Genomic DNA, 25,598 nt, shown 5'->3' with positions numbered 1-25,598 from the left:
CCCTATTATTTTTTGAATAACCTTTGTGAGAATTCATACAATTGTTCTCTCCAAAATTCCCATTCATGTCCATAGGCAGCATCATGGAACTCACAATTCACACCATACTTCTTAAGATCCTGAACAAAGGAAACATGGCCTTCATAACGCGGATCTTTAGTACCGCAACTAATCCATAATAATTGAAGTTGCTGATTGATATTCTCCGGATGGTCCATCACTCCGGGAACATACTTATCATGACTGAACTTGCCATCTCCCATTATGCCTGCGCTAAATTGACCTATATAAGAAAATTTATCCAAATTTCGTAAACCAAGTACGTACGCCTGACCACCACCCATGGAAAGTCCGGCTATTGCCCTACTCTCCTTATTTTTTGCAACTCTATAATTGCATTCTATCATAGGAATAATATCTATGAAAAGTTCTTCTTCTAATGTATTCATTCCTTCAACAGTACTTCCACCCGCCCAAGAGCCGTCTGTAAGCCCATTGGACATTACAACTAACATTGGTCTAGCTTTATCTGCGGCAATCAGATTATCTAAAATTACAGCCGCACGTCCATCTTTTACCCAGCTACTTTCATTATCACCACCCCCATGGCGCAAATAAAGAACAGGAAAATCCCGCGTAGATGTTTTTCTATATTCAGCAGGTACATATACATACATTTCACGTGGTCTTTTTAAGGGAGTAGATATATACTTCAAAATATGAATTTCCCCATGCTGCACATTTTGCAACTCATCATAACGTACAGAATTGCCATGTACTTCTACTACACTTCCATAAACCGAGGTTCCGGCTTTCACTACAGGATTAGCAAAATCAATAGTACGAACACCATCAATTTCAAAGAGATATTGATATAAACGAGGAGATACCGGTTTAATGGTAGTAGTCCATATTCCATGTTTATCTTTCTCCATTGGAGTTGACAATACATCCCATTCATCAAAGATTAAAAGAACATTTTTCGCATTCGGCGCCTTTACTCTAAAAGTTATACTATGATCATCATTGACGACCGGCGAAAATGGTGGTTCAGCCGGTTTCCACCAACCTTCAGTACTAAAAACTTTTTCCCGCCGTTGAGCCATAGTGGTTTGTGTTATCATACACAGAGCCAATATCAACACTAAAATAGACAAAACCTTTACTTTCATCATTTAAAATTTTAATCATAACTAAAAACCAATCCTACACTCTAAAAGGTACCTATTTTTTAAAATAATTCATCAAAACAGTACGTCCCTCTCTATCCGGATCATTTTTTACTTCACATACATCATTAAATATCATTGTTTCTCCGTTCTTTACCGTAAACTCCGGCCATTTCGGCAAAGAGGAACAGTTCGGATTTCCTGTCCGAACAAAACTCAATAACGCATCAGCCATTTTATAGGACAATTTCCGTGGACGACTACCACCACCGGAATGAGTTACCATCAAGTCCGTATTCAAGAACCAAAAACTAATATCCAAACAATGAAACGCACGCATCCTTCCATCAAATAATGAAGGGCAAAATCCAAACCATGCCATATAAACAGGAGCATTCTGCTGCTTTTTAGCTGTTGCTGCTTCAATGACAGATAAACGATTGGAGTGTACTAAGATTAATACTTCTATAGGTTTTGCTTCAGGAAAATTTCGAGAATAAGCGTTATAAATATCTTTTGCTTTCTCGCCATAATGTTCTGATAATCGTTCTATTGCCTGTGCAGCGGTAATCATTTCCTGAGTAGAGTCTGCACGATTTACTCCCCATTCATGGAAAGTTGTGCAAAAAATCATAGGAATATCCAAAGAGGATGAAGAACGGAAAAACTTCTCTTGAGGGAGATGTACACCATCTCCAATCGGACCGAAATTACCTCTGACCATACCAGAAGCTCCTTCTTCTCGCTCCATACGGGCAGAAGCACGATACGCCAATTCCATATAATCTCTCCACGGCATATCTTGAAGCTTGTCTACTTCTGTGGCAGACAACCCCGCTTCCCTGAGTATATACTCGCCCAACAATCGAGAATATTCAGGCTTATTCGCCCTAATGGTCGATCCACTTAATGCCACACCCTTATGAATCAAACCGCGCATTTCGGGCATAGCTGCTAATAGACAAACCTTAGCGCCACCGCCAGACTGTCCAATTACCGTCACATTATCAGGATCACCCCCAAAATTAGCAATATTGTCATGTATCCACCGTATGGCTGCAACCATATCCAATAAACCGGCATTACCAGAGTCTTTATATTTTTCTCCAAAAGCTGATAAATCTGTAAATCCGAATACTCCCAAACGATGATTAATGGAACAATAAACAATATCACCATATCGAGTAATATTCTCCCCATTATATCCATCCTGTTCAATACCGTTACCACGTGTAAAGCCTCCCCCATGTAACCAAACCACCACCGGGCGCTTTTTTCCGTCAGCAATACCCTGAGTCCATATATTTAAGCAAAGACAATTTTCACTGATCTCATCATAGTTCCAATGATCAACGAACATATCATATGAAGTGGATGCACGACTATATACATCTTGAGGCGCTGTATTTCCATAAAAAACAGCAGGTCTAACTCCTGTCCACGGCTTATGCTTACAAGGAGGCATAAAACGATTTTTGCCAGAGGTATCAGCAGCGTAAGGAATTCCTAAGAAAGTATAAATACCACGCATTATATATCCCTTCACCTTTCCATACTCTGTATCAGCAATAGCAATATGGTCACCGATCTGAACTTGAGGTCCATCATCTGTAATATCTTTTCTATCTTGAGAAGAGCTATCAGAGACCAATGCTTCCGAAGCCAGTGCAGTGAGAGGTTGGGCACCTAACATAATAGTACCCAATCCTACACTCTTAAGAAATTTTCTTCTATTGATACCCATAATTTTGTTTTTTACCTTACCAAATAAATGTTCCTACAGAACCGGGCGCTAAATGTAAATTTGCAAAACGGCCATTGTACTGTATCTTAGCTGTTTGCTGTGACCAACTATCATTAGCTATGACCAGAACTATTTTCCCCTCAGGAGTTTTAAACGCAACATTTGGCAGTACATCGCTATGTTCAACAACGGTAGCACGACGAATTTCCGCCCGTTCCTCATCTTCCGTAATATCCACTCCCGGATCAAAAGCATCGGTAGAGGATATACGAACCGAACCTGGGCGAATAAATTTAGAAGCATGCGCTATGGTATAATATGCTATATTGCGGGTTACTTTATCCCCGTCAATAGTAATTGCTCCCTGACACATTGAGCACCCTCCATTATCTGTATGCGGGTCAAACTGCGGGTCCGCTGCATAGTTCCATAAAATAGAATTTTTACTCCAATTACGAGTTACATTCACAATCAAACGTTTGACGGCAGAGGCAATATTAATAGTTTCACTTCCCGGACGTTCTGTCAACATCTGCTCTGTAAAGTAGATATTCTTATCAGGACGTGCCCTATGTACTATATTCATGCCACTCATATAACCACGATAATGATGAAAAGCAGAACCATCTACATATTCCGAAGTAACAGGATCGCTCAATATAGCTAACGGATAATCCGGCCTATCACAGTTATGATCAAAGATTACTATTTTAGTTTTTAAACCAGCCGCTTTAAAAGCCGGACCCAAATGCTCTCTTACAAATTCATTCTGTTGCTGCCAAAACCATGGCATACTTGGAGTGTTACGAGAATTGAGAGGCTCATTCTGCACTGTAACTACATCAATATTAATACCCTCTTTCGCCATAGCCTGAACATATTTTGTAAAGTAACGGGCATAGGCATCATAACATTCATTCTTGAGAGCTCCTCCCCGTACATTCTTACTTTCCTTCATCCATGCAGGAGCAGACCAGGGTGAAGCCATAATTTTGATATCAGGAACAATTTTCAATATCTCTTTCATGACAGGGATTATATCATCATAATCATGCCCTAGGTCAAACTTTTTCATTTCTAAATCTTTTTTGCCATCCGGAAGGTCATTATAGGAGTATACAAAGTTATTTAAATCAGATGCTCCCAAGGTTAATCGTATATAGCTAAAACCCACATGATTTCCCTCAGTGCCAAACATCTCTTTCAAAATTTGTTCACGTGCTGAATCACTCATATGATGAAGATGGAAAGCGCTACCCTCCGTCAACGCAAATCCAAATCCATCTATCGTTTGAAATTCTTGGCGGTCATCTATAATAATTGGCAGACCTTTGCCTTCTTCATTTCCAAAAGTTATTTTTTCCGATTGTCGCTGGAAAAGCATCGAACGGTCAGCATTGGTTACCCATGCTTCAATCTCCTGTGCGCTCAGTACCCCAACACAACAAGTCAGCAATGAGCCTATAGTCAAAACCTTCAAATAATTCTTCTTCATAATATTAATAATTAAATATTTTATAAACCTAATCTATTCATTCTAATGAAGGGGTTAAAATATATACAACCTCTTTTTCCGCACCTAATGTTATGCCTTTCAAGGTTATAAAAGAAGATGTATTATCAATCCCCAAAATATCCTTAACAACCAACATTGTCGGATCCATAGCCTGCACTTTATATTTTTGATGTTCTGTAATAGGAATATTAACATCAATAACCAGAGTTGAATGCTCTGGATTAAATAAATATACAAAAATTTCCTTACCGCACTTTACTCCAAAAGCATCCACATTTTCTACTTCTATAGATAAAGGCTCAAAAGAGCCATTACCAGCGGCAAGCATTCTATCACTAATTTTTCTAACAGCTCGAAAATAAGGTGTCATACCACGAGTATCGAAATATTCCCACCACCAACTCATAGGGGTAACCGGAGTCGGGGAAAACAAACCATACCACAATCCTCTTTTAAAATCAATATCCATCTCATGAGAGAAATCATCAAAATTTTTCGACCAATCCCATTCCCGGCCAAATTCTCCGATTATATAAGGTTTACCGAATTCCTGAACATATCGTTCTATTTCAGTTGGTATACTGGATGTTTTATTATATATATGCTTTTGGTTAATATCCATATTTGCTATGGAATTTAACCCTTCAATATCCCTATGAGAAATACTAGTAGTAACAATATGGCAATATGGATCTATTTGTTTAATATAAGTGCTCATCTCATCATGCCAATCTACGATAAATTTGCTATCAATTGGATTATTACTATTACGGAATTGTATATTATCCACTTCATTAATAAATTCCCACATTGCAATCGAAGTACTATATCCCCAACGAGCAACAATATAACGTAATCGATTTTTATACCATGCGCGTGCTTGTTTATCAACAAAGAAGTCTTCAGCAGTATCCACTACTCCACGTTCTTTGATTAAATAACCACCTTGGCCTAAGGTTAACATTATATATAAATTCAGTTCTTCCGACAACTCTATCAAATAATCCATGCGGGCCAATGCATCCGGGTTATAAAATTCATCACTTTTTGTATACCGACTATTATTAAATGGTCCTTCGTAATCAATCGGCAGGTTCCATGAACATATCCATGTACGAAAGAAGTTCCCACCATTCTTCGCAAATTCCGTTAACAAATAATCGTAGTTATATCGTTCTGACTTTTCATGCAGTTTCTTAAAGAACTTAGAATCATCGTTATCTCTTGATTCCCAACAAATATTTTCCCCTATTCCACGAAAAGGTTGCCCGTTGTCAAATGCTAATATCCAATTAGACTTTGTATGCAAAAAGCCGGGCTCAGCAGACTTATTTACTTCAAAACGTTCAACCTTTGAAGTATCTTTTTTTATGCCACTCTTTATTAGTTGAATTTTATACTGATATATTCCACTTTCCTGAGGAGTATATCTTGCTTTCCAACAAGAAAGATTATTACTCTTTTTTGAGACAAAGTAACAAGGTAATATCTGTTCTTTTTGGGAAGGGGTAGTAATCAACATATCCAATGCAATCTCCTCTTGCACATATGGATTATTAAATTTCTGCACAAGTTCAATATCAATTTCTACCTTATCATATTGCTTGTATTGAATAGGATGTATGCTGCTTTTAATTGTTTGTCCAATCATTGGAACATTCATGCCCAACAAACAAACTAAAAGAAGTATTTTATTCTTCATGTTCATTTTATATTAAATTGATTACTTATGCCCTATTTGGAAAAGGGGATTGACTAAAAACGGATTTCAACATTATTTTAGCCAATCCCCGCCTCGTTAGTCTGTATAAATAGCTCCAGCACCTTCCCATGCAGGGTCTTGTACCAAAACACCCGCTGAAAGATTCACCTGACTAACAGGTATAGGGAAAAATCCACCTGTTTCTTCAATTCTTTTCTGCATATCCCCCATATTGGCTGTTGTCCACACACCGGCATTACAAATAGGCACTCCATTTTTCTTATCTAATTGTGTACCAGCTATATGCCAACGTAACAAATCATAATAACGAATACCTTCAAAACATAGCTCATATCTACGCTCATTACGTAATGCTTCTTCCGTATATGCTCCTAATGCCGGTAATCCCACTCTATCTCTTACTTGATTAATATAGGAAACATCTTTAGTTAGCTCAGCCAACATCAAAAGCACATCTGAGAAACGCATAATATATGTATCCTGAGTATTATTCTTTCTATAATCATCCGGAGCATTAAACAGAATACAACTATAATTTACATAATCGATACCACCTTCATCGTTTTCTCTTTTAGCATTCATTGCAATGTACTTCTTATTCCAATAACCAGTCTCTTCCATTTGGCCATCTCCTCCCCAAGTATATTTATCCATCTCATTCGGATCTCTCACATCCATAATAGAAGCTTGTCGACGAAGGTCATTAGGCTCATTTGCCTCCCATTCATCCCACAATTGAGGATTGACGGTTCCACCTCCCCATCCTAAACCTAAAGGAAACATCTCGGCACCCGCATCAGCTACCCCCCAACCACGGATAGAGCTATACAATACAAGCTGATTTGCATGATTTTCACCATAAGTATCAGCTAACGATGAATATTTGTAGCTGAATATATTTTCATAATTAGCTCCCTCTTCTTTAATCCAAGTAATATCACCATATTTTTGGGCGTAATCAGCCTTAATTTTTTTCATATATTTATAGTCTTTGGAAGTTTCCTCATTACTATAAGGCCACAATGACCAAAAATTAGGTAAAAGTCCATGCCCACTATTAGTTACAACATCCTTAAGCCAATCAATTACCTGTTCTTTGGAAATACTCCCTCCATCGGCGAGCGGCATATTCTCTTCCTCATAATAACCTGTATAAAACAACCAGGCTCTTGCCATCATAGATTCTGCAGCCCACTTCGTAGCATGACCTAAACGAGACTTATCCATGGCTTGAAATTTTATAGCAGGTATTTTCTCAATGGCAGCCTTAAAATCTGAGGCTATCTGCCCCCAAAGTTCTTCGGGAGTTGCACGAGGCAAATTCACTTGTTCTGTTGTCAGTACTAAAGGAACCGTTCCATAAGTACGGCAAAGATTCATATAAGCATAAGCTCTCAAAAATAAGCTTTCTCCTTCAACAGCCTCTCTATTAACTTCACTGCTCCAAGCAACCATATCCATACTATTCAGAATTGTGTTTACTCTAAAGATGGTAGAATACATCTGCTGCCAAGGATTCTTATATTGATCTTCACCATTACGTTTCAAACGTCCGATAGCTCGATTGTCCCTATCACTCTGCCCAGCTCCGCCAAAACGATCATCAGAAGCCAAATCACTCATAAAAAAGGGATTATTTAATGGTGCTATTTGAACGATAGTCTGATATGTCGCTGCTATTAACATATTAACATCAGCTTCGGTCTTAGGAAAGCTTGAAGAATCTTTTTTCGTCAAATTATCTGTATCCAAGAAGCTCTCGCAACCCATAAACATAAATACAGAAATGCATAATAATAGTATTTTTTTCATCGCTTATTAAAATTTAAGATTGAAACCTATGATTATTGTACGTGGAGAAGGGTAAGAACCAATATCAATACCTGATGCCCAGCTCTTTCCATCGCCATAACCGACTTCAGGGTCCATGCCTGAATAGCCAGTAATTGTCAAGAGGTTTTGCACTGCAAAATACAAACGCGCCTTTTCAAGAAACATTTGTGGAAATAATTTCTTAAAATCATATCCAATAGCAAGATTTTGAATACGGAAATAATCACCATCTTTAATATATATATCAGAAATATTCTGCCAATTTAAATGTGAAGTACTCGTTAACCTTGGCAATGTATTAGAAGTACCGTCACCATGCCAACGTCCATATATCTCTGTTGTATAATTATCCAATGGTTCATCTTTATAGTTCCGATAGGACTGAGCAATCTGATTTCCTAAAACAGCAACTGTTGCAATATTCAAATCGAATCCTTTATATTCCATATTGACATTAAATCCCATATTCACCTTAGGATAAGGGTTACCTATCATGGTACGGTCTTTGGAATCAATCTTATTATCATGATTAGTATCCACAAAAATAAGATCACCCGGCTGCACATTATCATATTTAGCACCTTTGTATGCATCAATCTGAGCCTGATTCTGGAAAACTCCCGCTGTTTTATAACCATAGAAGAAACCTATAGGATAACCGACCTGTGCACGATACATTTCATCACTGTTTCTAAATAATGTACCTGTACTACCATAGATAATTTGTTCACTATTATTAATCTTAGTCACTTCATTCTTATTATGTGCTATATTATAACTCAAGCCATAAGAAAAGTCACCTACTTGATCTCTCCAAGTTAATCCCAATTCAATACCTTTATTTTGTACATCGCCACCATTAATATAAGGTGCACCTGCTCCATAACTTGTTAATGCAGGAGCTTTTAACAACCAATCTTTGGTATTCTTTACATAATAATCAAATGTTACACCTAAACGACTTCTCAAGAAACGAGCATCAAAACCTACATTTATCTGTTCAGAAGTTTCCCAAGTCACATCCTCATTGGCAAGAATATCAGGATAAGCTCCTGTAGTAATAGCCCCTTTGTCAGTACCAAAGAAATAACGAGCATTAAAATCAATAGTGGATAAATACTGGAAGCCATCAATGGACTGATTTCCATTTTGTCCCCAACTTGCTCTCAATTTAAAGAAATCCATAAAAGAAGTTATACCTTCCATAAAAGATTCATTGGTTAACACCCAGCCTGCTGACACTGATGGGAAATATCCCCAACGCTTTCCACGCTTAAAATTTGACGAACCATCAGCTCTCATTACAAAAGTCAACATGTACTTTTCATTATAATCATAATTCACGCGACCAAAAAATGATGCCATTTTATGAGGGGTAATAGGCGCACCACCAAGAGTTGTCGAACCAGCAAGAATTACCTTGGTGTTATCTAAATAAGCATGCTCAAAATCATTAAACAAAGAATTCTTATTTGAGCCGTTCATACTCATGCCTAAACCGTTATTTTCAACAGATTGCCCCAATAAGATATCAAAATTATTTCGTCCAGCCGAAAATGTATAATTAATGGTATTTTCAATCATCCAATTCATTCTTGTTGTCATCTGCTGCTGCACTTCATTCTCATTCCTAAAGTTATCACTTGAAAGATTATATACAGGAGCAAATTTTCTATAATTATTTTGTAAATAACGTACCCCAAAACTACTTCTGAACTTTAAATTTTTGATTGGTTGTAGCACAAGATAAGCATTTGCATGAAGACCATAAGTCTTTGTTTCATTTTGCCCATGTTCATAATCCATCATTCCAATAGGATTAGCTCTACTACTATTAAGAGGAATAGCAGTTGTGTAATTACCAGCAGCATCATAAATATCAAAAACAGGATAGGTATTTAATAATCTATAAATGCTATTAGAATCCATATTGCCAATGGCAATACCATTTTTACTACCGGCATGGAAATTAATATTTTCTCCAAACTTCAATATATCCAAATCATTGTGTTTATATAGGGTATGTTCTGAGTTAATGCGAACTGTCGTTCTTTCATAAACCGGAGCAACAGGCTTACCAATAGTGCCTTCCTGACTCGTATTCGATATACCCATTGAAAAAACAGAACGTTCACTACCACCACTTATATTTAATGAATGATTTCTAATTAAGGCATTCTTATTTAATGCACTCTCAAACCACTGAGGACCTTCCCAACCATTCTGAATTCGATCCCAATCAGGAACAAGATTAGTCCAATCTAATGTTTTATTATCATAAGCATATGCCTCATTCATAATTTCAACATACTGTTGTGCGTTCAAAAGTTCCGGCTTTTTATATACATTTTGCCATCCAACATAAGTATCTAATGTTATATCCAACTTGCCTGTACGCCCTTGCTTCGTTGTAACTAAAACAACACCATTTGCAGCACGAGCACCATAAATAGCAGCGGATGCCGCATCTTTCAAAATATCAATTGATTCGATATCTGCCGGATTCAAAGAGTTGATATCACCACCTGTAACACCATCTATGATATATAACGGTTCTGAATTACCTACTGTACCAAGACCGCGAACAGCAACCTTAAAACCCTCACCAGGCATTCCGGATATGGAGGTTATATTCACACCTGGAGTTTGGCTGGCTAATGCGCCTAAAGCATTTACAGTATTTAATTTAGTAATATCTTCACCTTTCACTTGTGAAGTAGCACCCGTTACCAACTTTTTCTTTTGGACACCATACCCTACCACAACAACATCTTCCAATTCCAATGCATCAGCTTGTAAAGTAACTTTGATATTTGTTTGATTACCAACTACAATATCTTGAGCAGTATATCCAACGAATGAGAAGACTAGAACAGAGTTCTTATCTGGAACAGAAATTCTAAAATTGCCATCAATATCAGTAATAACTCCAGTAGTAGTCCCTTTAACAATAATATTCACACCCGGCATTGTTAAACCTTCCGTATCAACCACTGTCCCCGTAACAGTGATACCAGATTGCATAATACTTTCAGAAGAAAGACTTATCCTACTATTGGAAGCACTAGCAAAAGCAACACTTACATTAATCAATAACAAAAAAGAGCATAATTTCATAAACAAAGGTATCTTTGCCATCAAAGACCTTGCATCTATTCCATTTACATAATGATTTTGCATGTTTTTCATTTTTTAGGTTGTTTTTTAATGATTATAATTTATATATTAAGTTATACTTCACTCTATCCATTATTTATTTTCCATAGGCATGTCTATTTATATGTTAACGATATCATGTTATATAATTCAAATCTTGCAAGAGAGTATTTTATTTTACATAAAAAACATATTTAAAACTCCAGTCAATCTCCTGCCGAGGAGACAGTTCAATATTAATATAAGGTTCTGGGCAGCACGTTCTCTCCGATGCCCAAAAATGGATTGTAGAATATCTAGCATCTGAGATAATCTCTACTCCAGCTTTCAACTTTTCATTCTCAACAATAATACTACTCGCGACAGGATTATCATTAATATTCATTACCATCACACTTTCATTAGGAAAAATTGCTCTTGTAAATCCAACTCTATTTTTATCAATATTCAAAATTCTATTTTTATTATCTGAGATACTCTTAACAATGTTCTCCGGAAATGTTACCACTACATTGGAGTCAGTAAACAAATGTCCTATAGTCAAAAAATTATGATTATAAACTTTGGTCTTAATGACTTTTCTTCCTGTATTCTTCAATGTATGTGTTATAAGTAATTCAGGTATACCAACTGTTAGTTCTACACATTTTGTATAACAATAAGAATAGCCTGAAACATCCTTAATCAAATGTCTAAATACTACTTTACGGCCTGTTCGTTCTACAATCCATTCTCCAGGATTAATAATCTCATAAAGTTTAAATCTATCATATTGCTCATTATTAGATTTACGAAGACCACCTATTCCTATTTTTAAAAACTCATCTTCATCCTCAATACATTCATATCCTATTTCATTAAACTCTTCAACAGGACCAGATATCGCATCATTCACTCTTGGATTATGTTTTGAATACCATTGCCCAAAATAATCTATACCTTGATAAATCAAACTGCCAATAATTCCTGACCAATCAAACCGTGTAGCCCTATAAAAACCTTTATCTTGATCAGGCAAATATATTTGAGCAGTTACTATTCCATTTGTTATAGTATGAACAGGGTATTCTTGACATTTTAATTCTCCAAAGAGGAAAAAGACAAAAACTAAAAACAATATCTTTATATGTATAAGCTTCATGTAAAAAAGTAGTTACTTTTTTAACTTATATATCCTATCGGTAAAGTCTATCATATCCAAATTGATACTATGCGGATGATTATAGATATCTTTTGCTATTTTTATATTCTCCTTATTTTGAATAAAATACCCCCAAGGCATAAACCATGACCATTTTGGTTGCCTCTCATATACTTCTACCGAAGGTAGATTACCCACCTCACCTAAAGAAATAATTTTACCCTTACCCAATTCTAAGAGTTCATCATGATGTGATTGTTTCCAATCACTATGATAAACATCAGCAGCCAATACGTCTACATACTCTGACCCTGGGTAATAATCAGCATATGGACCGGCCTCATCACCCGGATTATTACGTGGAGCATTAGCATCCCACACCCAAAGCAAATTATTCAATTTATGATAATTTGTAAAATAGTCATACATCGCTATCCATAACTTCTTAAATCCATTTTCACCTGGTTTATTGCACCACCAAAACCAAACTCCATTCATCTCATGAAAAGGTCTCCACAGTACTGGAACACCTGCATTTTGAAGTTCTCTCAGACACATAGCAATTCCGTCCATCTGTTTTTTCCAAATACCATTAAGTGCTGTACCATCAGTTGTCAACTCATCCCATTCTTGCTGACTTGGAAGATTATCAGCCCAGCGCCAAATATCATCACCATTACAATCATCGCCATTAGTTGGCCAACAGCAATGCCACATCAATGTTATAATACGTCCTTCCGAGTGTCTCTTTATAGCAGTATCAATTATTAATTGTCGTTGCTGAATTGGAGATAAGCTAAGCTCTCCACAGGATATCCCCTTATTGCCGGGAACTGTTAAATTCAACGGCCCGCAATGGCGAAACTCGCATTGATTGTTTCCCAATGCATTGAAACTAAAGTCAGAGCCCCATACAACAGGCGTTTTCCCTGTTAGAGAATCCACAACCTGATCATAGCGATTTATATCACTCGCAAAATTATGCATTCCAGTCAACGTATACTTACCTTGTATTGAATACAAAAAATCCAATAATTGAACAGCTTCAGGAATTGCATTCTTATTTACCGGAACGTATCCATTCTTTTTCATTCCAGTGCAACCCATTAGAACCAATAGAATCACAACAAAAAAAAGACTCTTACTTTGTTTCATAACCAATTAGATTAGTGTTAAAAAGTGATATTGCAAATATAGGGGGATTGCAGCAGAGTCTTTGATACTATTTTATCAAAAGCATATACAATTTATTTTTATCACAGACGCCTTCATTATCAATATAATACGATGACAATCAACAATATAATCTATGCTTAAAAACAAATAGAGTATAGGATAGTTATTTAATGAACATACAATTTCCAATGTTTTTATTACAGGATAGCCTTATACTACAAGTTTTTTCTTTCTATAGTTTTCTCTAAATTCTTTTGGAGCACATCCTTTCTTACGCTTAAACATCCTATTAAAATTAGAAAGATTATTGAAGCCGCATTCATAACAAATTTCAGCGATAGACATTACCGAATCTACTAATAAACGAGAAGCAAATCCAATACGGATATCAATAATATAATCAGAAAGTGTTTTCCCCGTACGTAAACGAAAGAAACGACTAAAAGCTACTGGAGTCATACCAACCATATCTGCTAAAGTATTTAAACGGATATTCTCCTGATAGTGTTCTGCAACATATTTCTGTACTCTTTGCACGCGCCTACTATCAGCAAATGTTTCAATTTTGGCAAACGAAGAACTTGATAAAACTTTAGCATCTTCATACAAAGAAAGCTCATAGAGAATACGTAAAAAATTCATTACAGCATAAAATCCTTGTTCTTCAGAAGCCAGTTTATCTAACCAGTTATATACTTTCATAATAGCTTGCATAGGAAAAGAAAGACCGCATTGTGCACGCTCCAACATTCGGCGAATACTATCAAACTGACTTTTATTAATAAAATCTTTAAAGAACAGATTAGATGAAAATTGAATTGTTATTTCACGAATCTCTTTAGAAGTACATTCATGTTGTTCCCATACATGTTCTAACTCTTTCCCTGTAATCAACACCAAATCATAATCACCTATAATTTCAGTAGAATCACCAACAACACGACGTACACCAGAGGCATGTTCAGTAAAATTTAATTCGTATTCTGCATGACAATGAATCGGATAAGTAAACTCTGTTTTCCGACGATCAGCAATATAAAAACAGTCACGTTCAGATAGAGGGGTGATTTCCCGCATTATGTAATTCTGATTTTCCATAGTATTTGATCCGTAATTTTGTTTGTTTAAGAAAGCTTGTAACCCGTTTCCGTTGAACAAAAATAGATTATTTAGTTTATCACAGCAAAGTAACCTTACTGTGATAAACTTTTTTATGTGTTTTTATTTTAATCTCTAAATATTATAAAAGATTACTTTAATCTTCTTATTCCTGTAATTGAGTCAGAAGAATAAAACTCTGCGCTTTTATCTTAATAGAAAAATACTTAGATAAATCGAGCTTCTGTTCTACCGGTATAGGAAAACCATATTGATTAGCAGGCATATTTTGTTCTTCATATTTAAAGAGTTGAACACCATTCAAATCCTTAGGAATATTTAGCACCACTTCTTTATCTTCATTTCCAACATTTACCAGAGCTATAGTAAACAACCCCTTATACCTGCCTGCAACAGCATAAATGCCCTGTGCAATATCTGATAATGATGTTTTCAGAATTTCGCTTCCTGCTGGAAAATATCGGCACATCAAGGCCCAAGTATAATACCAAGGTCGTATATTCTCTTCATCTGGCTTACTAAACACCTCTTCACCAAGTATATTCCACATTCCCCATATTTTAATATCTTCAGTTTTCCCAGAATCGTTTTTACTATGCATGGCATCATCTAACATCCAAGCAGCTACTCCGGCATATCCACTATTCATAACTTCCATAGCAAGAAGCGGCATATCCAATCCATAAAAATAATCATAAACAAACATATTACAGTCTGACCCTTTTGTGAAAGGATGATTCTCCACCCTATGACGATACTCCGCACCCAATATGCTATCTGCCGGATTCCAATATTTATACCCAGCTTCACCTAATAAAATCTTCTTTCCTTTTGGAATGTGCCGTTTATATTTAGCTAATATCTCCTTATATTCACCGGCACGTACTTGTCCTTGTCCTGGATAGGCATGAATATCATATATACCGATTAGACTATCTACATCCGAAACTGTCTGTTTTACCCAACCCTCGGCATCATAAGGTGATACAGGATTCTTATAATTTACCACAACATCAGGCCCCGCAAAAGACACTTTCTCCAATAATCCCGGATATGTTTTCATTTTCTCATGAAAACGGAATAAGACATTCTTCCATAATTCATAATCGCCATTAGTAGATGCCCAATTTCCATCTGGTTCGTTAAATATGACAAAATGTTTTATACATGAAAATCCTAAATCGGTAACAAGATAATTCAAATAATCAACAGACATATCAATCCACTCTTGATCTTGTTTCATATCCCAAGTAGGCGGATTATACTCGCCATAAATAACCGTTATATCATGTTCTGTACAATACTTTAACAACCGTGAAATAGATTCTATATTTCTATTTTTATCATACTTGCCAGTTTCAACATTATAATAACGATAAGGGCTATTAATCATGCAACGAATATATTGGGGCTTCATATAATCAAGCCTGGAAAAAAGTTTATTCCAGTCTTCATCCGAAATGGTACTACCCCAAGCTTCCGCCTCGTCATACGGGTCCCATTCAGCGCCATTACCTATAAATCCAGTACTAACTACCTCTGGTAATATTGTTATCTGGACATCACTTCTCCTATTTTCGCAAGCGATACACACCATTAAAAACGCTATGGTCAATATAATTTGCCTTATATTCATAGTATCTTTTTTTAATCTATTAATAATCATAACTTACACTCAGTCAACAAAAATGAAAGTAACTCAGAGATTGAGCAAGTAGCCACACAAACATACTTATCCGCCCCGCCATAATATACAAAAAGTGTATCATTTACAATAACATTACCTGTCGGAAATACACAACCATTATAATATCCTTGGGTTTCAAATACCATTTCCGGTTCTAAAATAAAACGCTTTGTCTTAGATATGATTTTCAATGGATTATTCAAATCAAGTAACATTGCTCCGACTCTATAATACCCTCTTCCACCGTGTTCTACGCCATGATAAAGAACCAACCAACCTTTTTCTGTTTTCAAAGGCGGCGTACTACCTCCTATCTTTTCCTCCCAAGTACCTTCTTGACCTGATAAGAGGAGATAACTTTTTTTATTCTCCCAGTTTAAGATATCATCAGAGAACTTCACCCAAATTGAAGGATAATCTACTCCATATTCTTTACCGATATATTGTTTAGGGCGATGCAGCATAACAAATTGCTCATTTATCTTTTCTGGAAACAGAATAACATCACGATCATCCAATACAGGAGAAGTCAAACGTCCTAAACGACGAAAGTCTTTAAAATCTTTAGTAACAGCCAGCCCTGTGTTCCCTAAATTTTTAACGATAGCAGCTGGTGCATATCTCCCACATGCAGGGACAGAAACCTCATCATGAGCAAATTTCCAATATTGTCCGGGGGGTACCGGACGATATGCATAGGTTATGTAATATTCATTATCAAACTTCACAATACGAGGATCTTCCACACAACCGGCATCCGGACCATCCAAACTAGGTGCAAATACTGGTTTATCAGACTGTCTCTCAAAATGGAATCCATCTTTACTAGTAGCCAGTCCTAAACGAATAACATGTTCAGTATCATTCCCTGCCGCACGGTATAACATGTAAAATGTTCCATTATCATAATAAACTCCAGGATTACAAGTTACCAGTGATTCCCATTCATTACCTGGAAAGGGAGCCAAGATAGGATTCCCTTCAAATTTCTTCAGTTTCATACATCTTCATAGTTCTATTAAAAAATGATCCAAATAAAAGCACTCAACACAAGTAAAATAGCAGCCCATATCTGATAATTCTTATACCAAGCTGTTCTTCTTAAGATCACATATTCTTCTTTTAAATCTATAAAAGAAAAAGTGGTATCGATTAACGCCTGCATCTTCGGAACTTCAAAAAACAAACTAGCTACATAAATTACCATCATACTGAATATCAGTAAAAAAGGTACCATTAACAAGAAATGTAAATCTCCAAATATTGCATTCTTATAAAACAACAAAAGAAGAGCTATCAAAAAACCTGAAATTAATCCTATAAAAGCCCCACTTCCATTCACCCTTTTATTAAAAATTCCAAGTAAAAAAGCCGCTACAATAGGTGGAGCAATATAAGAAAGCATTTCTTGATAGTATTTCAAAAGTGACCCAAACTTTCCTATCTGAGGAGCCCACAGTGCCGCAAGTATAATAATTATACAAGAAGCTATTTTTCCTACTAATACCAATTTCTTAGCGTCTGCCTCTTTAGTAATTTGTGCATAAAAGTCCATTGTAAACAACGTAGAAGTTGAATTTAAGATCGCACTGATTGTAGAAGTTAAAGCAGACAACAATGCAGCTAACATTACACCTAATAACCCTACCGGCATCAATTGCATTACCATATTAGGATATACCATATCCGGTTTCTCCAGTCCAGGAAATAAATTACGGGCTATCAATCCCGGAACAGCAATAATAAACAACGTACTCATTGTCAGAAAGCCCGTGAAAATTACTCCTTTTCTTCCCTCATCAATAGTTTTTGCACTTAAAACACGTTGTACCAGAGTCTGATTATTTGCCCAAAAATAGATACCCAATACAGGCATTCCTACAATCAAGCCTAACCAAGGAGTTGCATTGTCTGATAACGGGCGAATTAATTTTACTAAAATATCATCATTTGCCCAAAGATTAAAGAAATAATCACCACCTTGCGAAAAGCAAAAATAAGTAAGTAATACTGAACCCAAAATTAAAACGACAGCCTGAATGAGCTCTGCATTAATAGCAGAAGATAGTCCGCCTGGAATAGTATATGAAGCTGCTATAATAGCAAAGACTACAATAATCAGATGCAGATCCACTTCCGGCAATACTAATTTAATAATCAATGCAGCAGCATAAAGAGCTCCGGCTGCATCAAGAAATATATTACCTACAATACAAATAGCAGAAAAGTAATATCGGGAACGTTTATCAAATCGCCTTTCTAAAAACTCAGGAATAGTAAATACCTTTGATCTTATATATAAGGGGAGGAGGAAGACTGCAAAAAAGACCATAACTATAATGCCTGTCAAGTTATAATTGAAAACAGCCAGTCCTGTATGGTAAGCATCTCCAGACTGTCCAATTAATGTTGTACTGGATATACTGGCTGCAAATAACGAAAGTCCAACTACCCACCAAGGCATCGAGCGTCCAGCCAAAAAATAAGACTGCGCATCTGTACTCTTTCCATTCTTTATTCCCCACCATATTATAAACAGAAGATAGACTGCTACAATAACAATATCAATAGTTCCGATAGAAAATGCCTCCATGATATTTCAACATTAATTTAAAGGATATAATTTATTTTGCAAAGGTAGAGTATGACACTATAACATTCTGATAGTATATTGTTTAATGATTATACTTTTTTGAATACTTCACTGCTTTTTCATAATTATTTGTAGCTTTGTGCACAAAACAGGCTTGTACCAATGAAAGACATTCAAAAAGAAATAACACCTATCTCTAATGATGATTTATTCATTGTTTTGAATCATCCTGATGCTAAATTCGACTATCCTATACATTATCATTCCGATTTTGAACTAAATCTGGTATTAAATACATATGGAGAAAGAATTATCGGTGATTCCATAGAAAAATTCGGTGAGTTGGATTTAATAATGATTGGGCCAGGACTCCCTCACGCTTGGAAAGGAGAAATTATAGAAGGCAATCATGTAGTAACAATTCAATTTTCAGAGAATCTATTGAACTTCCCTATTTTAAACAAACGATTATTCAGTACAATAAAGCAACTCTTGCACGATGCACAAAAAGGGATTTCCTTCTCTGAAGAAACGATGCTCAGAATGAAAGAGAGAATCCTCCTGTTGACACGTATGCAAGGCTTCCACACTGTATTGGAATTCTTTTCTATTCTGCACGAATTATCTACATCAGAGTATCATACATTAGTAGACAATCTCTACAACACCCTAGATACAGTTCGTACATCAAAAAGCAGAAGGATAGCCAAAGTCTGTAAATATATAGAATTAAACTACCAAGAACCCATTAAATTAAAAGAAGCAGCAGATTTGGTCAATATGTCAGAATCTGCATTTAGCCATTTCTTCAAGAAAAAAACGAACTTCACTTTTATAGAATATGTGACTAACTTACGAATAGCGCATGCCTGTCAAATGCTGACCGAGACTTCTCACACAGTAGCAGAGATTTGTTATTCATGCGGTTTCAATAACTTATCTAATTTTATCCGGACGTTTAAAAAGAAAAAGGGTAATACTCCCAATGAATATAGAATTATTTTACAACAACTACTAATCAAGTACTAACACTTTTACTAAAACCAACAGATATGATAAATCCCACCTATTCCCCGGCCCCCGACAGATACGATAACGGTATGAAATACCGCTGCTGCGGTAAGAGCGGCATCCTGCTGCCTGAGATTTCTTTAGGGTTATGGCACAACTTCGGCGATATCAATACATTTGCCAACTCTCTGTCAATGGCGCATTACGCATTCGACAAAGGTATCACCCACTTTGACCTTGCCAATAACTACGGCCCTTCCTATGGCTCCGCAGAAGAAACATTCGGCATGATCATGAAGAAATCATTCATGCCCTATCGGGACGAATTATTCATTTCCACCAAAGCAGGACATGAAATGTGGCCGGGTCCTTACGGAGATTGGGGTTCCCGAAAATCTTTGATGAGCAGCCTCAACCAGAGTCTGAAACGAATGAATCTGGATTATGTAGACATCTTTTATACCCACCGTTACGATCCCAACACTCCTCTCGAAGAAACACTTCAAACACTGGTTGATATCGTACGACAAGGCAAAGCGCTATATATCGGCATTTCCAAATATCCTAAAGACAAAGCAGAGCTCGCCTATAAATATCTGGAAGAGAGAGATGTTCACTGTCTCCTCTACCAAGGCAGATACAATCTGTTCAATCGCGAACCGGAAGAAGAAGGCATCCTGCGACAAGCCAAAGAGAACGGTACCGGATTCATCGCCTTCTCTCCTCTGGCACAAGGCTTGCTTACCGACCGCTACCTGAACGGTATTCCAGAAAACTCGCGCATCGCCAAAGGCGGCTTTCTTAAAAAAGAAGCGCTGACAGAGGAAGTCTTGAGCAAAATCCAAGCACTGAATGCACTCGCTATCCGTCGCGGCCAGACCCTTGCCGAAATGGCGCTCGCATGGATACTGAAAGACGACTTGGTGACCTCGGTCATTATCGGGGCAAGTTCCGTCGGACAATTGGCAGATAATCTGAGAGCGATGGAAAACACGGCTTTCTCTGCAGAAGAATTAGAAAGTATTTATCAGATTGTAAAATAGTTGCGATAAGCCTGCATACAATAGGGTGATGATGTATTTACCATACATTCATCACCCTATTTCTTTATCGTTCGCCGCACATTTAACACATTTATTTTTGAACCTTTTATTTTTTATCTTGTTCTTTCTCCAAAAGCCTAAGGTACCAATAGGGCAGGAATTTATATTTAACCTAAACAATTATAGAAGTATGAAGAAATTTATTCCCTTATTATTAGCGGTCTTCGCAATAGCATTTGTTTCTTGCGAAAAAGACCCCGACATGGATAAGCTGGACAGCAAGTATCTGGTTTATACCAATTATGACACGAAAGCAGACTTCAAAGCTTTCGAAACTTACTACTTACCGGATAGCATCCTTGTTATCGGCAACAGTAAAGACGCCGAATATTGGAAAGACGAAAGCGCGCAGGAAATCCTCAGCGCATACGTTACCAATATGAACAACCGCGGTTATCTCCGTGTGGACAACCGTGAAGACGCCGACCTCGGTTTGCAAGTCAGCTACGTAAAGAGCACTTACTACTTTACAGACTACGGACGCCCCGAATGGTGGTGGAACTATCCGGGCTATTGGGACGCTCCTTACTGGGGTAACTGGGGCGGATGGTACTATCCGTATGCCGTAAACTATGCTTATAGCACCGGTTCCTTCATCACCGAATTGCTGAACCTCGACGCTCCTCAAGGCGAGAAAGAGAAACTCCCTGTTCTGTGGACCAGCTACATGAGCGGATTATTGAGCGGTTCGACTTCTTTCAACACCAAGATGGCCGTAGAAGGCGTAAACCAATCCTTTACACAATCTGCCTATCTGAACAGAATGAGTGCTCAACCGAGATAAGCAGCCAGCTTCTTCTATCCCGATAGCAAGCTATTGTTGAATTTATAAAACAAGAACAAGTATGAAAACATTGAAATATATATCTTTGAGGGCATTCGCCATTGCAGCCCTCGCCCTTGTCTTCGCCATGCCGGCAAAGGCACAGATGACCGATAACGGTTACGCCAACATCGATTGGCAGTTCAACTTCCCCTTAAGTAACCACTTCGCCGATAAAGCCAGCGGATGGGGTATGAACTTTGAAGGCGGTTACTTCCTGACGTCCAATTTTGCCTTAGGAGGCTTCCTTGCTTATCATAGCAATCATGAATATTTCAGCCGTCAGACCTTGCCGGTTGGCGAAAGCGGTAGCTTGAACACCGACCAGCAGCACACTGTATTCCAGTTGCCTTTCGGTCTTGCCACGCGTTACGCATGGAACCGCGGCGGTGCATTCCAGCCGTATGTAGGCGTCAAACTCGGCGCACAATATGCGCAGTTGAAGTCCACTTTCAACGCGTTCGAAACCAACAAAGATACATGGGGCTTCTACGTATCCCCCGAAATCGGCTTCAACGTCTATCCGTGGGCTTACGGTCCGGGGCTGCACTTCGCGGCCTATTATAGCTACGGCACCAACAAAGGCGACCTCTTCACTTACAGTGTAGACGGTGTGAACAACTTAGGCTTACGTATCGGTATCGCATTCTGACATACACACCTAAAGCTTAACAGAATAAATTAATTGTTTCAAGAAAAGGAGAGGCTGCCTGACAATCCAAAGTCAGCCAGCCTCTCCTCTATTTTTTATTCGGACGTGATACCTTACTTCAACACCGCCCGATACATCGCTTCCTGTATTCTCCCCCTAATATCCAGCTTTAGCAGCTTCGAGTTCCATACGTCCGGATAAATACGGTTGCTGAGAAAAACATAAACCAAGCCATTATCCGGGTCCACCCATGCGCAAGTACCGGTAAAACCCGTATGCCCGTACACCGATGCCGGGGCGGAAGGCGCGCAAGGACTTTTTGCAGGGTTCTGCATATCCGGCTTATCGAATCCCAGGCCGCGGCGACAGCTTCTGGCAACCGTAGTGGTAAAGAGCCTGCAAGTTTCCTTGCTCAAATAGCGTTTTCCATCCAGTTCACCGCCGTTCAGCAACATTTGATAAATCCGTGCCACTTCCCCAGCCGTAGAGAATAATCCCGCGTTGCCGGAAACACCACCCTGAAAAGCGGCAGACTCATCATGCACGAATCCTTGCAGAGTTGTTTTCCTCAGGAAAGGGTCAACGGACGAAGGAACAATCTCCTCTTCAGGTAAGAACCGTAACGGAAGATACCCGGTGCGCTTCAACCCCATCGGAGTATAAAACTCCTGAGCCAGAAACTCATCCATAGGCATTCCCGCACGCGCCTCAACCAGTTGCTGCAACAGAATAAAGCCCACGCAGCTATAACGATACCGTTTATCCTTCAGAGGGGTATCCGCGATTTTTTGAAGATACTCTTTTTTGAAAGACTTGTTCAGCCAGAGGCTGTCACAAACCTGCAACGTACATTCGGCTGTACGTACTTTTGAAGTCAGTCCCGGACGGAAACGGAACTTCGGATTAGCCCATGTCTGCCGCCCGATACGGGTAGGATGCTGCGCATCCGCCCTTGCCTTGAACAATGTACCATCATAACTGTCCTTGTCGACGGCCTCCAGATAGAACAACAAAGTGGAAGGCAACCCCGACTGATGGAACAACAACTCCCTGACAGTGATATTACGTTTATCCGTATCTTGCAAGTATGGAAGATAATCAGCCACACGGTCTGTCAGGTTCAAGCGTCCTTTATCATACAGCTTCATTACGGCCAATAAGGTAGCCGTGGTCTTCGTCAAAGACGCAATATCATATACGGATGCCGGCGTCACCGGAACAGCGGCTTTATTCTTAGCCGTATTCCATGTATAAGTGCCGAAAGCCTTATTATACATCTCTTTCCCATCCTTCAAAATCACTACCTGACATCCCGGATAGGCGCCTTCCCGTATACCTTCGCGCGCCAGCGTATCAATCCGCGCCAGCAAGCGTGAATCCAGCCCATGCTCTTCGGGTACGAAATGCGGCTCTGTCTGCGGGTTCAGGTCTACCCCCTCTCCGGTAGCAAACAAACCGCCGATACTTGCCGAAAGCCTGCCGTCAGCCACAGCGTCCGCATAGAGTATCCCGGCTACCTGCCGCTGCACATCCTCATCCGAAGAATGAGCCAATACCACCGCTTCGGCGGCCGATATGCCCCGATGTATCTGCAACAGTTGCTTAGCGGGAATGAAGAACACGTACACCACCGGAACATCCGGGGCAAACTCCGCAAAGAAAGACTGATAAGCGGCCAAACGATGCTCGGTGACGCATACCAGAATACGTTTATATTTTGACAGCTTATCCCTCAAAGCCTTACGCCCCGCTGCCGGCAGGTCTTTCCCCAATTGGAACTCTACCGGACGCGTATATCCGGACAATTGTTTGATGAAAGGCCGTATCTCCGCAGCCGCACCTACATTCAGTACGGCAACATCCTTTATCGACGGGTCCAGCGGCAGCACTTCCGTTGCATTACCCAGCACGGTAATGGCAGCCATGTTCAGACGGCGAATCAAATCACGTGTATAAGGCGTATTAATCCGGGTTCCCAAACCGGAAAGACGAATCATCGGCTTCTTATTCAGCCCCAAAGCATATTTATAAGTCAACACCTTCCTGCACTTCTCCTCTACCGCCTGTTCCGTCAGCTCGCCACGTTTTACGGCAGCCAATACGGCATCCACTTCTTCCTTGATACGCCGTGGAACGAGCAGCAAATCATTGCCCGCTTTCAACGCTTTCAAACAGAGCGACCCATTATTCGACACCCCTTTCATCGCCAAGGCATCCGTAAAGATAAGTCCCCGAAACTTCAACTCGCGTGTCAGCAAGTCATAAACCACATTACGGGAAAGAGAAGACGGCAATCCGCTTTGCGCCTCAAAAGCGGGAACTTCCAGATGCCCTACCATAATACCGCTCAACCCTTCCTGAATGACTTTCTTAAAAGGATACAGCTCCACACTATCCAGACGCGCGCGTGTGAAAGGTAACGTAGGAAGCGCCTTGTGCGAATCCACATCCGTATCCCCATGACCGGGGAAATGCTTGGACACCGAGAGTACCCCGCCGTCTTCCAGCCCTTTGGCATAAGCGGTAACCTTATCGGCCACGTTCACCGGACTCTCACCGAAAGAGCGGGTATTGATAACCGGATTCTTCGGATTGATATTGACATCCGCCACAGGGGCGAAATTCACCTGTACACCCAGTTCCCGGCACTGCCTTGCCATCTCCCGGCCGTATTCATAAAGCAAGCTGTCGTTCCGTATGCAGCCCAGCACCATATTCTTCGGAAAGACGGGCGTACCCCGCAAGCGCATGGACAGCCCCCACTCCCCGTCGAACGTAATCAGCAGAGGAATATCCGCCATGCGCTGCGCCTCATTCGTCAACATAGCCTGGTTCTGCATCAAGCCGCCGGAGAACAGCAGGCCGCCGACCTTGTAATCCTCAACCACCTTGCGCAACAACTCCTTGTTGGCTTTATCCTGATAGGGGGCGATTGTATAAATAAAAAGCTGTCCTATACGTTCCTTCAGACTCAGTTTATCCAACACCGAGTCCACCCACTGCCTGCACCGCACGTCATCCAGTACCGGCCTTACCAACAACGGTTCCACGGGAGCCGCAACGGCAGGTGTCGCCGGACACCGTTTCGCATCCGAAGCGAAACGGCCGCAACATCCCATTATCATCAGAACAAATAGTAACAGTCTTTTCAT

General features: G+C 39.0%; 17 protein-coding genes. 4 read left to right on the top strand and 13 right to left on the bottom strand.

Going from position 1 to position 25,598, the window contains the following annotated elements; translation table 11 throughout:
* Positions 1-5 precede the first annotated feature (5 nt).
* From BUB52_RS14625 to BUB52_RS14570, 12 genes are all read right to left on the bottom strand, one after another.
* The gene (locus BUB52_RS14625) at positions 6-1,175 is read right to left on the bottom strand and encodes an esterase (protein ID WP_009122332.1); all 1,170 of its coding nucleotides are present in this window, start codon (positions 1,173-1,175) and stop codon (positions 6-8) included.
* Between the two features lie 49 nt (positions 1,176-1,224).
* Positions 1,225-2,913 carry a carboxylesterase/lipase family protein gene (locus tag BUB52_RS14620; RefSeq protein WP_009122333.1) on the bottom strand — a complete coding sequence of 563 codons (1,689 nt, stop codon included), beginning with the start codon at positions 2,911-2,913 and terminating at the stop codon, positions 1,225-1,227.
* Positions 2,914-2,929: 16 nt separating this feature from the next.
* Positions 2,930-4,408 carry a glycoside hydrolase family 30 protein gene (locus BUB52_RS14615; RefSeq protein ID WP_009122334.1) on the bottom strand — a complete coding sequence of 493 codons (1,479 nt, stop codon included), beginning with the start codon at positions 4,406-4,408 and terminating at the stop codon, positions 2,930-2,932.
* A gap of 37 nt (positions 4,409-4,445) precedes the next feature.
* Positions 4,446-6,131: a DUF5060 domain-containing protein gene (locus BUB52_RS14610; RefSeq protein ID WP_139259724.1), complete on the bottom strand. Its 1,686-nt coding sequence runs from the start codon at positions 6,129-6,131 to the stop codon at positions 4,446-4,448.
* A gap of 96 nt (positions 6,132-6,227) precedes the next feature.
* Complete coding sequence (locus tag BUB52_RS14605) at positions 6,228-7,964, bottom strand: RagB/SusD family nutrient uptake outer membrane protein (RefSeq protein ID WP_009122336.1); 1,737 nt, start codon at positions 7,962-7,964, stop codon at positions 6,228-6,230.
* A 6-nt stretch (positions 7,965-7,970) separates the two neighbouring features.
* The gene (locus tag BUB52_RS14600) at positions 7,971-11,165 is read right to left on the bottom strand and encodes a SusC/RagA family TonB-linked outer membrane protein (protein WP_050792289.1); all 3,195 of its coding nucleotides are present in this window, start codon (positions 11,163-11,165) and stop codon (positions 7,971-7,973) included.
* A 148-nt stretch (positions 11,166-11,313) separates the two neighbouring features.
* The gene (locus BUB52_RS14595) at positions 11,314-12,282 is read right to left on the bottom strand and encodes a hypothetical protein (RefSeq protein ID WP_009122338.1); all 969 of its coding nucleotides are present in this window, start codon (positions 12,280-12,282) and stop codon (positions 11,314-11,316) included.
* A 12-nt stretch (positions 12,283-12,294) separates the two neighbouring features.
* Positions 12,295-13,437: a glycosyl hydrolase gene (locus BUB52_RS14590; RefSeq protein ID WP_009122339.1), complete on the bottom strand. Its 1,143-nt coding sequence runs from the start codon at positions 13,435-13,437 to the stop codon at positions 12,295-12,297.
* A 231-nt stretch (positions 13,438-13,668) separates the two neighbouring features.
* On the bottom strand, positions 13,669-14,556 hold the full coding sequence (locus BUB52_RS14585; RefSeq protein ID WP_009122340.1) for an AraC family transcriptional regulator: 888 nt from the start codon (positions 14,554-14,556) through the stop codon (positions 13,669-13,671).
* 166 nt (positions 14,557-14,722) lie between these two features.
* The gene (locus tag BUB52_RS14580; RefSeq protein WP_039950910.1) at positions 14,723-16,213 is read right to left on the bottom strand and encodes a hypothetical protein; all 1,491 of its coding nucleotides are present in this window, start codon (positions 16,211-16,213) and stop codon (positions 14,723-14,725) included.
* Positions 16,214-16,239: 26 nt separating this feature from the next.
* Positions 16,240-17,265, bottom strand: a complete 1,026-nt coding sequence (locus tag BUB52_RS14575) for a glycoside hydrolase family 130 protein (RefSeq protein WP_009122342.1) — start codon at positions 17,263-17,265, stop codon at positions 16,240-16,242.
* Between the two features lie 17 nt (positions 17,266-17,282).
* The gene (locus BUB52_RS14570; RefSeq protein ID WP_009122343.1) at positions 17,283-18,857 is read right to left on the bottom strand and encodes a sodium:solute symporter; all 1,575 of its coding nucleotides are present in this window, start codon (positions 18,855-18,857) and stop codon (positions 17,283-17,285) included.
* 162 nt (positions 18,858-19,019) lie between these two features.
* Between BUB52_RS14570 and BUB52_RS14565 the strand changes: the two genes are divergently transcribed.
* From BUB52_RS14565 to BUB52_RS14550, 4 genes are all read left to right on the top strand, one after another.
* A complete protein-coding gene (locus tag BUB52_RS14565) occupies positions 19,020-19,886 on the top strand; it encodes an AraC family transcriptional regulator (RefSeq protein ID WP_009122344.1) in 867 nt (288 codons plus the stop codon).
* A gap of 23 nt (positions 19,887-19,909) precedes the next feature.
* Positions 19,910-20,911: an aldo/keto reductase gene (locus BUB52_RS14560; RefSeq protein ID WP_009122345.1), complete on the top strand. Its 1,002-nt coding sequence runs from the start codon at positions 19,910-19,912 to the stop codon at positions 20,909-20,911.
* Positions 20,912-21,101: 190 nt separating this feature from the next.
* The gene (locus BUB52_RS14555) at positions 21,102-21,755 is read left to right on the top strand and encodes a DUF4136 domain-containing protein (RefSeq protein ID WP_022219374.1); all 654 of its coding nucleotides are present in this window, start codon (positions 21,102-21,104) and stop codon (positions 21,753-21,755) included.
* A gap of 61 nt (positions 21,756-21,816) precedes the next feature.
* Positions 21,817-22,446, top strand: coding sequence for a porin family protein (locus BUB52_RS14550; protein ID WP_009122347.1), 630 nt, complete (start codon positions 21,817-21,819; stop codon positions 22,444-22,446).
* A gap of 113 nt (positions 22,447-22,559) precedes the next feature.
* On the opposite strand, the gene BUB52_RS14545 is transcribed toward BUB52_RS14550, so the two are convergent.
* On the bottom strand, positions 22,560-25,598 hold the full coding sequence (locus BUB52_RS14545; RefSeq protein WP_009122348.1) for a serine hydrolase domain-containing protein: 3,039 nt from the start codon (positions 25,596-25,598) through the stop codon (positions 22,560-22,562).

The organism is Bacteroides clarus YIT 12056, from assembly GCF_900129655.1.
Classification (GTDB): domain Bacteria; phylum Bacteroidota; class Bacteroidia; order Bacteroidales; family Bacteroidaceae; genus Bacteroides; species Bacteroides clarus.
This window is presented reverse-complemented; position numbering and strand designations above follow the sequence as displayed.